15 protein-coding genes are annotated in these 13,835 nt (G+C 65.2%); 12 read left to right on the forward strand and 3 right to left on the reverse strand.

The genetic code is table 11. From position 1 onward, the window contains the following. Positions 1-4: 4 nt before the first annotated feature. Positions 5-625: a class I SAM-dependent methyltransferase gene (locus tag K323_RS0119770; RefSeq protein WP_022886999.1), complete on the reverse strand. Its 621-nt coding sequence runs from the start codon at positions 623-625 to the stop codon at positions 5-7. A gap of 42 nt (positions 626-667) precedes the next feature. Between K323_RS0119770 and hflX the strand changes: the two genes are divergently transcribed. The 3 genes from hflX (at position 668) to metE (ending at position 5,794) form a co-directional block, all read left to right on the forward strand. Beyond that, positions 668-2,230, forward strand: coding sequence for a GTPase HflX (gene hflX, locus K323_RS0119775; protein WP_022887000.1), 1,563 nt, complete (start codon positions 668-670; stop codon positions 2,228-2,230). Positions 2,231-2,462: 232 nt separating this feature from the next. Next, positions 2,463-3,470, forward strand: a complete 1,008-nt coding sequence (locus K323_RS27480; RefSeq protein ID WP_022887001.1) for a methylenetetrahydrofolate reductase — start codon at positions 2,463-2,465, stop codon at positions 3,468-3,470. Beyond that, complete coding sequence (gene metE / locus K323_RS0119785; protein WP_022887002.1) at positions 3,467-5,794, forward strand: 5-methyltetrahydropteroyltriglutamate--homocysteine S-methyltransferase; 2,328 nt, start codon at positions 3,467-3,469, stop codon at positions 5,792-5,794. Before K323_RS27480 ends, metE begins: the two co-directional genes overlap by 4 nt. Positions 5,795-5,916: 122 nt before the next feature. Here metE and lexA read toward each other — a convergent pair whose 3' ends face one another. Continuing rightward, entirely contained in the window at positions 5,917-6,627 is a 711-nt protein-coding gene (gene lexA, locus K323_RS0119790; protein ID WP_022887003.1) for a transcriptional repressor LexA, read from the reverse strand. 263 nt (positions 6,628-6,890) lie between these two features. Between lexA and K323_RS0119795 the strand changes: the two genes are divergently transcribed. The 8 genes from K323_RS0119795 (at position 6,891) to K323_RS0119825 (ending at position 12,098) form a co-directional block, all read left to right on the forward strand. Further along, positions 6,891-7,280 carry a LysM peptidoglycan-binding domain-containing protein gene (locus tag K323_RS0119795; protein ID WP_022887004.1) on the forward strand — a complete coding sequence of 130 codons (390 nt, stop codon included), beginning with the start codon at positions 6,891-6,893 and terminating at the stop codon, positions 7,278-7,280. A 76-nt stretch (positions 7,281-7,356) separates the two neighbouring features. Continuing rightward, positions 7,357-7,869: a hypothetical protein gene (locus tag K323_RS27485; protein WP_245571033.1), complete on the forward strand. Its 513-nt coding sequence runs from the start codon at positions 7,357-7,359 to the stop codon at positions 7,867-7,869. 124 nt (positions 7,870-7,993) lie between these two features. Continuing rightward, positions 7,994-8,089 (forward strand): hypothetical protein, encoded by a 96-nt coding sequence (locus K323_RS29560; RefSeq protein ID WP_425402294.1) that lies wholly within the window; start codon positions 7,994-7,996, stop codon positions 8,087-8,089. Between the two features lie 44 nt (positions 8,090-8,133). Next, positions 8,134-9,249, forward strand: coding sequence for a histidinol-phosphate transaminase (locus tag K323_RS0119805; RefSeq protein WP_022887005.1), 1,116 nt, complete (start codon positions 8,134-8,136; stop codon positions 9,247-9,249). Then, positions 9,246-9,878, forward strand: a complete 633-nt coding sequence (hisB, locus tag K323_RS0119810; RefSeq protein ID WP_022887006.1) for an imidazoleglycerol-phosphate dehydratase HisB — start codon at positions 9,246-9,248, stop codon at positions 9,876-9,878. Before K323_RS0119805 ends, hisB begins: the two co-directional genes overlap by 4 nt. Further along, on the forward strand, positions 9,875-10,507 hold the full coding sequence (gene hisH / locus K323_RS0119815) for an imidazole glycerol phosphate synthase subunit HisH (RefSeq protein ID WP_022887007.1): 633 nt from the start codon (positions 9,875-9,877) through the stop codon (positions 10,505-10,507). Before hisB ends, hisH begins: the two co-directional genes overlap by 4 nt. Before the next feature lie 66 nt (positions 10,508-10,573). After that, positions 10,574-11,320: a bifunctional 1-(5-phosphoribosyl)-5-((5-phosphoribosylamino)methylideneamino)imidazole-4-carboxamide isomerase/phosphoribosylanthranilate isomerase PriA gene (gene priA, locus K323_RS0119820; RefSeq protein ID WP_022887008.1), complete on the forward strand. Its 747-nt coding sequence runs from the start codon at positions 10,574-10,576 to the stop codon at positions 11,318-11,320. After that, complete coding sequence (locus K323_RS0119825) at positions 11,304-12,098, forward strand: SseB family protein (protein WP_022887009.1); 795 nt, start codon at positions 11,304-11,306, stop codon at positions 12,096-12,098. Before priA ends, K323_RS0119825 begins: the two co-directional genes overlap by 17 nt. 63 nt (positions 12,099-12,161) lie before the next feature. On the opposite strand, the gene K323_RS0119830 is transcribed toward K323_RS0119825, so the two are convergent. Next, complete coding sequence (locus K323_RS0119830; RefSeq protein ID WP_022887010.1) at positions 12,162-13,286, reverse strand: epoxide hydrolase family protein; 1,125 nt, start codon at positions 13,284-13,286, stop codon at positions 12,162-12,164. A gap of 86 nt (positions 13,287-13,372) precedes the next feature. Here K323_RS0119830 and K323_RS0119835 point away from each other — a divergent pair, with 86 nt between their 5' ends. Further along, entirely contained in the window at positions 13,373-13,771 is a 399-nt protein-coding gene (locus tag K323_RS0119835; protein WP_022887011.1) for a VOC family protein, read from the forward strand. Positions 13,772-13,835 lie beyond the last annotated feature (64 nt).

Consider the following 13,835-nt stretch of genomic DNA (forward strand, 5'->3'; position numbering starts at 1 on the left):
GAGGCTAGACGGACTGCTCGCGGTGCTTGACGTGCAGCACCCGGAAGCCCTTGCTCGTTGCCGCTCGCGTGATGGCATATTCGTGCGGAAGCTCCCCCTGCAGCCAGCGCTGCAGTGAATCGGAGCCGAGGTTGCGCTGAACGACGAGCCAGGCGTCAGAACCGAACTCCAGCCTCGGCAGCCAGGCCAGCAGCAGGTTGTGCAACTCGTTCTTCCCGACCCGGATGGGCGGGTTCGACCAGATCGTGCGGAACCGGAGGTCGCCGGGAACATCTGCGGGCACAACGGCGTTGATATTCGAGAGTCCGAGTTTTGCGGCGTTCATCCGCACCAGGTGGAGGGCTCGCTCATTGACGTCAACGGCCCAGATCGTCGCATGCGGTGATGCGATGGCGAGGTGAAGGCTGATCGGCCCCCAGCCGCAGCCGAGATCAAGAAAGTCTCCACCGGGCGGTGGCGCTGGAGTGTTGGCAAGCAGAACCTGAGTACCGGTATCGATGTGTTCCGGGCTGAAGACGGCATTCGCCGTCGTCAATTCATACGACGCTCCGGCCAACTGCACCACAATTTGTCGCAGTTTGAGTTCGCTGTCGGGCGCCGAAGAGAAATAGTGCTCAGGGGCCATAGAGGAAAACGTACCGGAGTTAGAGGAACTAGGGTTAAAGCAATGATTGAACCGACCAGGCAAGAAAACAACGACGACGTTGTGGCGCGCGTGCTGGCGAACGCCGATTCGCACGCGGCGGGATACTCGCTGTTCACCGCGGGTACTGCGCAGGCGTTGCAGGCCGATACCGCGCGCGATCGGGCCTTCGGTGACGACCACGCCGACGACCATGACGGCGACCAGTTCGACCGCGAAGACCGCAACGCGCTCCGTCGTGTCGGTGGTCTCTCGACCGAGCTTGAAGACGTCACAGAGGTCGAATACCGGCAGCTTCGGCTCGAGAACGTCGTCTTGATCGGCATCTATTCCCAAGGCACTGTGACGGATGCCGAGAATTCGCTGCGTGAACTGGCGGCACTAGCCGAGACCGCAGGGGCCACCGTTCTCGACGGTCTGCTTCAGCGCAGGCCCCACCCAGATCCCAGCACCTATCTCGGCAAGGGGAAAGCGGCCGAACTGGCCGGCGTTGTGCAATCGCTCGGCGCTGACACCGTTATCGCCGATACCGAACTCGCGCCCAGCCAGCGACGCGCGCTGGAAGACGTGGTCAAGGTCAAAGTCATTGACCGCACCGCCGTCATCCTCGACATCTTCAGCCAGCACGCCAAGAGCAGGGAGGGCAAGGCTCAGGTCGAGCTCGCCCAGCTCGAGTACCTGCTCCCGCGCCTGCGCGGCTGGGGTGAGTCGATGTCCCGCCAGGCCGGTGGCCAGGTCGGTGGCGCCGGTGCCGGGATGGGCTCGCGCGGACCAGGTGAGACCAAGATCGAACTCGATCGTCGTCGCATCCACACCCGCATGGCGAAGCTGCGCAAGCAGATCATCGCGATGAAGCCGGCCAGGGAGGCCAAGCGGGCGAACCGCAAGCGCAACTCCGTGCCATCCGTTGCCATCGCCGGCTACACGAACGCCGGCAAATCGAGCCTGCTCAACCGCATCACCCGTGCCGGCGTCCTGGTGGAGAATTCGCTGTTCGCCACGCTGGACGCCACCGTGCGCAAGTCAACGACGGACGACGGCCAGCTCTACACGCTCGCCGACACCGTCGGATTTGTGCGCAATCTGCCGCACCAGCTGGTCGAAGCCTTCCGCTCTACCCTCGAAGAAGTCGCAGATTCCGATGTCATCGTGCACGTCGTCGACGGGTCGCACCCCGACCCTGCCAGCCAGCTGGCCACCGTGCGCGACGTGATCGGCGAGGTCGGGGCCCGCGACATCCCGGAGATCGTGGTCTTCAACAAGAGTGACCTGGTCAGCGAAGACGACCGTCTGGTGCTGCGCGGCCTCGAACCGCGTGCCATCTTCGTGTCTGCACGAACCGGAGAAGGTATTGAAGAGGTGCTGACGGCGATCGCCGATCTGGTGCCGCGCCCGCAGATCGAACTCGACCTTCTCATCCCGTATGAGCGCGGAGACCTGATCACGGTGCTGCACGAGCACGGTCGTGTTCTCTCGACGTCGTATGCGGAGACCGGAACTCGCGTGCGGGCCATGGTGACACCGGAGATCGAGCCGCAGTTCACGCCGTTCGTGACGACCGAACCGGCAGAGACCGTCACCGCCTAGTTCCCTCTTCGGCGAGGCGCAACATTCAGTCACACTCTGGCAATCAAGGCCGCCGCGGGGTTAGAGTCTTCCCAATCGTTGCCGTCGGGCCAATCGTTGACTGTGGGTTTGTCCGACCGCATGGAGCGACAGCCGAGCCCGGCACCCGCCCGCGAACACCACCAGCTCACGCCGGCGGTTCGCGGCCGTCCGGCCGCATCTGACTGAACAGCTCTCGTGCAAATGAGGAATCATGACCCAGGCAACGGACCCGGCGTGTACCACGCGCGTCCCGTTTTCCTTCGAACTGTATCCGCCGAGATCGGATGCGGCCGCCTCCGCCCTGCACGCCACTATCGACCGGTTGGCAGCGGCGGGTCCTGAGTTCATTTCCGTCACGTATGGTGCCAACGGCTCCTCGCGCGGTTCTTCACTCGAGGTGTTGAAGTACATCCTCGCGGCGACAGCTGTCGAGCCGATGGCCCACCTGACCTGCGTCGGTTCATCGCACACCGAAGCGAACCGGCTGATCCGCGAATTCCTCGATGCCGGCATCCGGAACTTTCTCGCCATTCGTGGCGACCCGCCTGCCGGCGTCCTGGAGACAGAACCATTCCTCGGCGACCTGAAGAGCGCGGGGGAGCTGGTGCAGCTGATTCACCGGGTGCAGGCCGAGCGGGTTCCGTACCAGGAGAGTGTCATCCCCGGCCTGCCGCAGGCACGCTCGGTCAAGACCGAGCGTGAGAAGGTGCGCATCGCGGTTGCCGCGTTCCCCAACGGGCACCCGAGTTCGCGGTCGACCTCACAGGACATCGACACACTCCTGGCCAAGCAGGCCGCCGGCGCCAACCTCGCGGTGACGCAGTTGTTCTTCCACGCCGACCACTACCTCAGCTTTATCCAGCGCGCGCGGGAAGCCGGGGTCGAGTTCCCGATCCTCCCTGGGATCATGCCGGTGACCAGCCCGACTCGGCTGCGGCGCATCCTCGAGCTCTCCGGTGAAGAGTTGCCGTCAGAGCTGTCGATCCAGCTCGAGGTCGAACCGACCGATGAGGGGCAACGTGAGATCGGCACCCTGCACGCGGTGAGGCTGGGCAATGAACTTCTCGCCGGCGGCGCTCCAGGCCTGCACCTCTACGCGTTCAACCAGCACGAAACCGTGCTCTCCGTGCTCGAAGGCTGCGGCGTGCTTGGCGCCCAGAACCGCACACCCACCCTGTCCCATCCCGCATTCGCCAACACAGTCAAGGAATCCGTATGACAACCCAATTCCCCGCCGGCACGATCCTCGGGTACCCGCGCATTGGCCGCCGTCGTGAGCTCAAGAAGGCCGTTGAAGCCTTCTGGGCGGGCACCATCGGTGCCGACGAGCTCGAGGCCACCGCGGCGACGCTTCGCCAGGTGACACGCGACAGGCTCGCGGGCCTCGGCCTCGGGCGTGCGGACTCATCCATCCCCGAGTCGTTTTCTTACTACGACCAGGTACTGGACGCCGCGGTCACGGTCGGCGCCGTGCCCACCCGATTCGCGTCGCTGGTCGCCGCAGACGGCACCATCGACCTGGCCGGCTACTTCACCATCGCACGAGGCGAGGGCGACAATGCCCCGCTCGAGATGACCAAATGGTTCGACTCCAACTACCATTACCTGGTGCCAGAGATCGGTCCGGAGACCGTGTTCTCGCTGGCGAGCGACCGTATCGTGCGCGAATTCGAAGAGGCGAAGGCCGCCGGATTCATCACCCGCCCCGTGATCGTCGGCCCGGTGACGTTCCTGCTCCTTGGCAAGCCGAGTGACGCGGCCCCAGAGGGCTTTGAGCCGCTCAGTAGACTCGATGACCTCCTGCCGGTTTACGCGACACTGCTCGACCGGCTGGCGGCGGCCGGCGCCGACTGGGTGCAGCTCGACGAACCGGCACTGGTAAGCGAGAGCATCGAGACGCCTCGTTCTGAGTCGCTCGGAGCCTTGGAGTTCGCGTACGCCACCCTGGGCAGGCTTGCCAGGCGTCCGGCGATCTTCGTCGCGGCGCCGTACGGCAGTCTCGATGACGCCCTTCCGGTGTTGGCCGCCTCCCCGGTCGAGGCGATCGGGCTTGATCTCGTTCGCGGCCAGGTGCCGACGGATTTCGCCGGCCTGGCCGAGAAGACGCTGGTCGCCGGTGTCGTCGACGGCCACAATATCTGGCGGGGCGACCTCGCGGCCGCGTTCGACACTGCTTCCCGGCTGAGCACCCTGTCACCGCATATTGCCGTGTCGACGTCGACGTCGCTGCTGCACGTGCCCCATGACGTTGCCGATGAGTCGAAGCTCAGCGCAGAACTGACCAGCTGGCTGGCGTTCGCCGATCAGAAGGTCGGCCAGGTCGTCACGCTCGCTCGCGGGCTGTCTGATGGACTTGCCGCCGTGCAGGCGGAGCTCGACTACGCGACGCGAGCCCTGGCCGCCCGCCACGCTGCGCCCGGTGTGCGCGACGGTGCGGTGCGAGACCGTGCGGCCGCGCTCTCGGAGTCCGACTTCACCCGTGGCGATTATGCGGCGCGTCTCGCCGCACAGGACGTCGCCCTCGGTCTGCCGTTCCTGCCGACAACGACCATCGGTTCGTTTCCGCAGACCGGCGAGATCCGTCGTGCCCGGGCACAGTTGGTGAAGGGCGCACTCAGCGAGGGTGACTATGTCGACCTCATGCGGGCCGAGATCGGCAGGGTCGTCGAGCTGCAGGAGGAGATCGGGCTCGACGTCCTGGTACACGGAGAGCCGGAGCGCAACGACATGGTGCAATACTTCGCCGAGAACCTCGATGGGTTTGCGGTGACCGAGAACGGTTGGGTGCAGTCGTACGGTAGCCGGTGCACGCGACCCTCCATTCTCTGGGGAGACGTCTCGCGGCCTAAGCCGATCACTGTCGAGTGGTCCGCCTACACGCAGAGCCTGACCGCGAAGCCGGTCAAGGGGATGCTGACCGGTCCGGTCACCATCCTCGCCTGGTCGTTCGTGCGCGATGACCAGCCGCTCGGCGAGACCGCCCGCCAGGTCGCGCTCGCGCTGCGCGACGAGATCGCCGACCTCGAAGCGGCCGGCATCGGAGTGGTGCAGGTCGACGAACCCGCCCTGCGCGAGCTGCTGCCGCTCAAGAAGAAGGACCACGCCGACTACCTCGACTGGTCGGTCGGCTCGTTCCGGCTGGCCACCGCGGGTGTGACGGATTCGACGCAGGTGCACACGCACCTCTGCTATTCGGAGTTCGGGGTTGTCATCGACGCCATCCGCCGGCTGGACGCCGACGTGACCAGCATCGAGGCGGCACGCTCACGCATGGAAGTCGTCAGCGACATCCGTTCGAGTGGTTTCGATCACGGGATCGGGCCGGGCGTCTACGACATCCACTCGCCGCGGGTGCCCAGCGTCGCGGAAGTGACCGAGCTCATCGAGCGCGCCATCGAGGCGATCCCAGAGCGGCAGGTCTGGATCAACCCGGACTGCGGTTTGAAGACCCGCGGCTACGCGGAGACGGTCGAGTCGCTGAAGAACATCCTCGAGGCGACCCGCGCCGTGCGCGCCAAGGCCGGGGCAGTCGTTCCCGCCTGATCGCCCGCCGCCCATGGCGCGGCGAGGTTGCCACGGTGTCGAGAATCGCCCGTGACGCCGAGAATCGCTATTGCACCGGCGATTCCCGGCGCGGAGGGCGATTCTCGGCGCGCGTGCAAGCGCTAGACGGCTCGGAGAACCGCGACCACCTTGCCGAGAATCTCGGCGAAGTCGCCGACGATGGGCTCAAAGTTGCTGTTGCGAGGGAGCAGCCAGGTGTGGCCGTCGCGCTGGCGGAAGACCTTGACGGTGGCCTCGTTGTCGAGCATGGCGGCCACGATCTCGCCGTTCTCTGCCGTCTTCTGTTGCCTGACGACCACCCAGTCGCCGTCGCAGATGGCGGCGTCGATCATAGATTCGCCGATCACCTTGAGCATGAACAGTTCGCCCTTGCCGACGAGCTGGCGCGGTAGCGGGAAGATCTCGTCGATCATCTGGTCTGCCATGATCGGAACGCCTGCTGCGATGCGCCCGACGAGCGGAACCATTGCGGCGTCGGCGACGGTGGCGGTGTTCTGGAAGCGTTCTGAGTCGCCCTCGATCGGCTCTTCCGGCCGCTTCGGAAGCTCGATGAGCACCTCGAGTGCGCGGGGGCGGTTCGGGTCGCGACGCAGGTAGCCGCTCAGCTCCAGCTGGTTGAGCTGGTGTGTGACGCTGGAGAGCGACGAGAGCCCGACCGCATCGCCGATCTCTCGCATGCTCGGCGGGTAGCCGCGCTGGCTGACCGAGCGCTGGATGACATCGAGGATGGCGAGCTGCTTCTCACTCAGGCTCTTGCGTCGCCTGGTGTTGCTCTTCTCGCGGGGAACCCGCTTTTCCTGCGTCACGTTCATCGCTCCTTTTGCCGGTTCCGCGGGGCCATGAGCCGTCCCGGCTGGAATGTCGGTGGTGTCTGGTTGGGTTCAACCGAACAATCGAAACTGTATCTCTCGCAGGGTGATTGGGCAAACATCTATTCGAGTGTGTCGGGAAATTCTTTCGAGAAATACCGCAAACAGGGTTGACTGTTCGAATAATCGTAGGTATGTTCGGAACATAGATTCGTATCCGGCCCTCCCGGCCGAGGGTCGGATGCGTAACTCAGAGGAGGTTCGTCATGAGCGCAGCAGTAGAAGTGAACACGGCACGGGCAGGCAATGCAGCACGGGCAGGCAATGCAGTCCGCACGACCCGCCTGCACCTCACCCGTCGTGGGCGGGTCGTCTTCACGACTCTCGCGGCTCTGCCCCTCGTTGCTGGTGCGCTCGTTGTTGCGCTCAACGGCGGCATGGCGGCGGCGAACAACGGCGCTTCCGGCGCCGCTCCCTTTGAGGCTGCACCCTTTGAATACGTGACCATCGAAGCCGGGCAGTCCCTGTGGCAGCTTGCGGAATGGGTGGATCCGACGGCCGACCCCCGCGACCTCATCGCCGAGATCGTCAACCTCAACCAGCTCCGGTCAGAAGACGTGCAGCCCGGCCAGCGGCTGGCCCTGCCCCTCGACTGACACGCCGCGCCGCTGGGAAGCGCACCGCGCACATCCGCACGAGTTCGGGCCATCTCGCCACCGGTAGAGTCGCAGCGTGCATAGAACTCAGCGACTGCAGTATCGGTGGGCTGCCGGCTTGCTCCTGGCTCAGGGCGTTCTCATGGAGGGCTTGGTGGTTGTCGGGCTCATCGTTCTTGTCGCTCTTGATGTTCCTCAATCGCTCATCCTTGAACGTGCCGACGTATTCGCCCTGAATTACCTGCAGGAGAACCTCTATCTCATGATGGCGATGAGTGGACTTTTCGCCGCGCTGCGCGTCGTGGGGGCCATTGGGCTGTTGCGCAACCGATTATGGGGCCTCGGGCTCTCCATCATCAACTGCGTCGTGACGCTGGTGCTGATGGTCTTCATGCTGCCCGCCGGTCTTGCCGACGGGGTGTTGTCCGGAACCGCACTCGTCCTCCTTCTCTTCGCCTGGCTCGGCCGCAGCCCAGACGGACAGCTGAGGCTGCTCGTGCAACCGAGTAGCGGGCACCTGTCAGTGCGTCCTGGAAGCAATGGATCCATGGGAAGCGTCACGCCAGGCTCACCAAATGAGAGTGGCTGACCGGGGGCCCGGCTGAGCTCGTTCTGCCCACCCCTGCGAGGGAGAAAACCAGGCTGCGATTTTGGGGCTGCCGAATTAACTGGCCGCGCAGCATCCGCTCGGTCGTCCGGGCACTTCCACCGATATCGCAGGTGTCGTCTCATTCCTCGTGTCGAAGGAGGGTTGTTGGGTCTCTGGTCAACTCCTCAAAGCCGACGGAGCGTTCTCAGCGCGGTACTGATCACACCGACGCCGGCGGAGAACGGTGCCGGTATTATCGAACGGGTGACCAGCCTCGACGACCTGCCTCTGCGTAATGACCTCCGCGGCCAACGCCCGTACGGCGCCCCGCAACTGCGCGTTCCGGTTGCCCTCAACGTCAACGAGAACACCCACCCCATCCCTGAGGCGGTCGCCCACGACATCGTGGCCGCCGTCGCGAGGGCCATCCTCACGGTCAACCGCTACCCGGACCGAGAATTCACGACCCTCCGCGAGAGCCTCGCCGGCTACCTCGGCCACGGCCTCACCGCCGACAATATCTGGGCTGCCAACGGCTCGAACGAAGTGCTTCAGCAGATCCTGCAGGCATTCGGCGGCCCAGGGCGCACGCTCCTCGGGTTCGTTCCGACCTATTCGATGTACCCGATCCTGGCCGCCGGCACCGTCACCGGCTGGATTGCGGCAGAGCGCGACGCCGACTACGAGATCTCCCCTGCAACCGCAGCCGAACAGGTTCGAAGCAACGCACCAGACGTCGTTTTCCTCTGCTCCCCGAACAACCCCACCGGCACACCCCTCTCGCTCGAGACGATCGAATCCGTGTACGACGCAACCGACGCCATGGTCGTCGTCGACGAGGCGTACGCCGAGTTCGCCCCAGACGGAACACCCAGTGCACTCACCCTCCTACCCGGCCGGGAGCGACTGATCGTCTCCCGCACGATGAGCAAGGCGTTCGCGTTCGCCGGCGTTCGCCTGGGTTACCTGGCCGCAGACCCCGCGGTGACGGATGCCCTCCGCCTCGTCCGGCTTCCGTACCACCTGTCTGCGCTGACCCAGGGCGCCGCAACGGCCGCCCTGGCCCACGCCGACGAGATGCTGGCCATGGTAGACGACATCCGTCAGCAGCGTGACCGGCTCGTGATCGAACTGAAGCGACTCGGCTACGTTCCCCACCGCACCGCGAGCAATTTCGTGCTGTTCGGCGGGGTTGACGACCCGAAAGCGGTGTTCGAAGCACTGCTTGCCGAGGGCATCCTGGTGCGCGACCCCGGAATCGAGAACCACCTCAGGGTCAGTGTCGGCACCAAACCGGAGACGACTGCTTTCCTCGATGCCCTCGAGCGACTGGGCACGCCGCAGACCGGGCGGCCGGGTCCGAATAGGCTAGAGCCATGAGTTCTCCCGGCACGGAGCCTGTCTCCACAGAAGACCGCACCGCCCACCTCCAACGCGAGACGAGCGAGTCGAGCATCGACCTCTCGCTCAACCTTGACGGCACCGGAGCCAGCAACATCAACACCTCCGTGCCGTTCTACGACCACCTGCTGACCGCGTTCGCCAAGCACTCGCTGACCGACCTCACGGTGACCGCACGGGGCGATGTGGAGATCGACGTGCACCACACCGTCGAAGACATCGGCATCGTGCTCGGCCAGGCCATCAAGCAGGCACTCGGCGACAAGGCCGGCATCTCGCGCTACGGCGACGCACTCGTTCCGCTCGACGAAGCACTCGTGCAGGCCGTCGTCGATATCTCGGGGCGGCCATACCTGGTGCACACCGGTGAACCGGCCGGCTTCGAATTCCACCTCATTGGCGGCCACTTCACCGGCTCAATGGTGCGCCACGTGTTCGAGGCCATCGCCTTCAACGCGGGTCTGACCGTTCACGTCACCGTCGTCGGAGGCCGTGACCCGCACCACATCGCCGAAGCCGAGTTCAAGGCATTCGCCCGTGCGTTCCGACAGGCGAAGGCGTTCGACCCGCTGGTGTCCGGCATCCCGTCGACCAAGGGCGCGTTGTGACATCCGTTGTCGTCTTCGACTACGGAACCGGCAACATCCACTCGGCCGTCAAGGCTTTGGAGCACGCCGGCGCGAACGTGACGCTGACCGGCGATCGCAAGAAGGCACTCGAGGCCGACGGTCTGCTGGTTCCTGGCGTCGGCGCTTTCAGTGCTGTCATGGCAGCGCTGACGGATGTCGGTGGGGACGAGATCATCGACAAGCGTCTCGCGGGCGGCAGGCCCGTTCTCGGCATCTGTGTCGGAATGCAGGTCATGTTCGAGCGTGGCGTGGAACGTGGAGTCGACACCGAAGGGCTCGGTGAATGGCCGGGAACCGTCACCGAACTCGACGCACCGGTACTGCCGCACATCGGCTGGAACACCGTGAAGCCAGACCCGGACTCGGTGCTGTTCGCCGGGTTAGAGGACGAGCGCTTCTATTTCGTCCACTCCTACGCCGCCCAGGAATGGACCCTCGACGTGCAGCCGCCGTTCCCGGCACCTCGGCTGACCTGGGCAGAGCACGGCGTGCCCTTCCTCGCCGCCGTGGAGAACGGACCGCTCTCTGCCACCCAGTTCCACCCCGAAAAATCGGGCGAGGCCGGCATCCGGGTGTTGGCGAACTGGCTCGGCTCGCTTCGCGGGTAGTATCGAGTGTTTACTCGGTCACGGCCTTCCGTGGTCGCCCGTTACCCAAGGACACGAACAACGATCATGAGTGAGTTCAACAGAGCGCCGCGCCTGGTGCTGCTTCCCGCCGTCGATGTCGCAGGGGGCAAGGCCGTTCGCCTCACCCAGGGCGCCGCAGGCACCGAGACCAGTTACGGCGATCCGGTCGATGCCGCAGCCGACTGGGCCAGCCAGGGAGCGGAGTGGATCCACCTCGTCGATCTCGACGCAGCCTTCGGACGCGGGAACAACACCGGCGTGCTCAAGAAGGTCATTAAACAGGTGCGCGGGGTCAACGTGGAACTCTCCGGCGGCATCCGTGACGACGCGTCGCTCGAGGCCGCGCTCAGCACCGGCGTGAAGCGAATCAACCTCGGCACGGCCGCGCTGGAGAACCCGGAGTGGGCGGCGAGCGTGATCGCGCAGTACGGCGAAGCCGTTGCCGTCGGCCTCGACGTGCGTGGCACGACACTCGCTGCGCGAGGGTGGACCAAAGAGGGCGGCGACCTCTGGCACGTCATGGACCGCCTCGAAGAAGCCGGGTGCGCACGCTACGTCGTCACGGATGTGACCAAGGACGGCACCCTTCAGGGACCCAACATCGACCTGCTCCGCCAGGTGATGGAACGCACACACCGCCCCGTCATTGCCTCGGGCGGCATCTCAAGCCTCGACGACATCCAGGCACTCCGCGACCTGGTTCCGCTCGGGCTCGAGGGCGCCATCGTGGGCAAGGCGCTGTATGCGGGTGCGTTCACGCTGGCCGAGGCACTGGATGTCTCCGGCTCATAACCTCGGATCGACCGGCCGGCCAGACGGGGCGTCAGACTCCGCCGGCCAGCCGTGGGCAGGCCGCGAGTTCGAGGCGAGCACGCACTCGGACGACGACGGTTCTGCCCCCGCCGCGCTGATGGAGGCACTTCGCCGGTACCGCTTGCGCGAGGTCGGCGAGGAGAGCGTCATCGACGCGCTCCGCGAGTCGCGCCTGCTGATTCCCCTGGTTGCGCGGCTCGGCGAGGCCGGTGAGAACGAGCAGGGGGTGACGATCGACAAAAGCCAGGAGCTGTCGATCATCACTGTCGCAGGGCCAGACGGTCGAAATGTCATGCCGGTGTTCTCTTCGGCCGCCGCGATGTCGGCGTGGAATGCCGACGCACGCCCAGTGCCGGCAGACGCGGTGCGGGTGGCGCTCGCCGCCGCGCAGGAGAACACCGACCTTGTGGTGCTCGACCCGACCGCGGAGACGGAGTACGTCATCCGTCGCCCTGCACTGTGGGCGATCGCGCAGTCCCAGCCCTGGACGCCGAGTTACGCGAGCCGGCAGGTGGCGGATGCGTTCGCGGAGTCGATCGCGACCGAACTTTCAGTTCTCTCGGTCGCCCTGGTAGCGGGGGACCCAGAAGGTCGCCTGGCCGGACCTGAACTGGTGGTGCGACTGGAGCTGGTCGACGGCCTCACCAAGACTGAACTCGACGCCACCCTCGCGCGCCTGGCGACCAGGTGGTCGACCAGCGACCCGATCGCGACAGGGGTCGACTCCCTGAAGGTGCAGCTCGTCGCCTCGGTGTAGCGTACTGCCGGCTATCGAGACGGAAAACACACGGGTGCATTCGCTGTCGCGTGATTGCTCTTTCTATCGCAGCGGTCGGAGAAATTCCCTCAGGTCGATAGCGAGCAGGTCTGGCTCTTCGTGTGGTGCGAAGTGCCCGCCACGCGGCATCGTCGAATACCTCTCCACGTTGTATGTCCTCTCAGCCCAGCTGCGAGGCGGCTGCGTGAGATCGCGCGGGAACACCGCGACGGCAGTCGGCACGTCGACTCTCCGTACCCGCGTCGTCAGACCGGCCGCGAACTCCCAGTAGGGCCGGAACGACGTCGAAGTCGAGTTCGTGAACCAGTACAGAGACGCCTGAGCGAGCAGGAAGTCGTCGCTGAATCGCGCCGACAGGTCTCCGTCGGAGTCGCTCCACGCCCGGTACTTCTCGATGATCCACGCGAGGAGGCCAACCGGAGAGTCGGAAAGTGCCGGTGCGAGACTGAGTGGACGGGTCTGTTGCTCGTGCTGGTACCCACCCTCCGCGCTCACCCAGGACTGCACCTCATCCAGGTATGCCTGCTCTCCGCTCGTGAGCGACGCTGAATCGACGTCGGCTGGGGCGGCCACTGCGAGAAGGTGGATTCCGACCACCGACTCCGGGTGGGCCTCGGCAAGTCGCGACGTTATGCCGGCGCCCAGGTCGCCCCCGTGGGCGGCGTAGCGCTCGAAGCCGAGCTCGTCGAACATCAGCCGGTGCCAGATCTCGTGGGTCTGCTCGGCATGAGTCGGGCGCTGCGGGGAGAACGGGAACCCGGGCAGGGCCGGCACGATGACAGTGAATGAGTCTGCCGCGTCTTCGCCATACGCGGACGGGGTGGCAAGGCGCCTCGCGAGTTCGACGAGTTCGAGAACTGTGCTCGGCCATCCGTTGGTCAGGACGATCGGAAGCGCCCCGGGGCTCTCAGCCTCGAATCTCAGATAACTCAAGGAAGTGCCAGAGATCGTGGCGCTCTGCCAGGGCAGCTCGTTGATCTGGTGCTGCTGAGCCTCCCAATCGAAACCGTCTTCCCAGTAGGAGACCAGGCGGCGCAGCTCGGACTGGTCGGTGCCCGCCGTCCAGCCAGTGACCGGCCACTCTGGCGCCCATCGAGTGTGCCGGAGCCGGTCGCGGAGCTCATCGACGTCTTTTCGAGGTATGTCGAGCAAGAATCCAGAGTTCATTCTGTAATTCTCCATGGTTCTTAATCGTGCCGAGCAGCCCCAAATCAGCAATTCGCAATATGATCCCTGCATACGAAGGAGTTGCGATGGCAATCACCGAAGTAATCCCTTACCTGTATTACGCGGATGCCGACGCCGCACTTGACTGGCTTGAACGCGTGCTGGGATTCGGCCCCTCCACTCGATGGAAAATGGGTGGTCAGACCACGAAGGAAGCCGATATCGTCGCCGGCGACTGCCGGATCTCTATTTCGGGCCGCGCGCCCGGAGCCAACGAGGGTGGCGGCGCGCTTCTGGTGGTGCACGTCGACAACATTGACGCTCAGTTCTCCAGAGTCGCCCTGGCGGCCCCTGGACTCAACCTGGCTCCGCCCGAGAAGCAACCATATGGGCCGTGGACCTTTACGGTCGCGGATCCGTGGGGCTACAAATGGAACTTCTGGCAGGGAGAGGCAGACCCGCCCGTCGACTCGCTTCCCGAATAGACAACGCCGGGCGGAAGGTCCGAGCTACGACCTCACATCCTCCTCCGCGCCGACTCCTCCAACG

The sequence above is a fragment of the Glaciibacter superstes DSM 21135 genome (assembly GCF_000421145.1).
GTDB classification, from domain to species: domain Bacteria; phylum Actinomycetota; class Actinomycetes; order Actinomycetales; family Microbacteriaceae; genus Cryobacterium; species Cryobacterium superstes.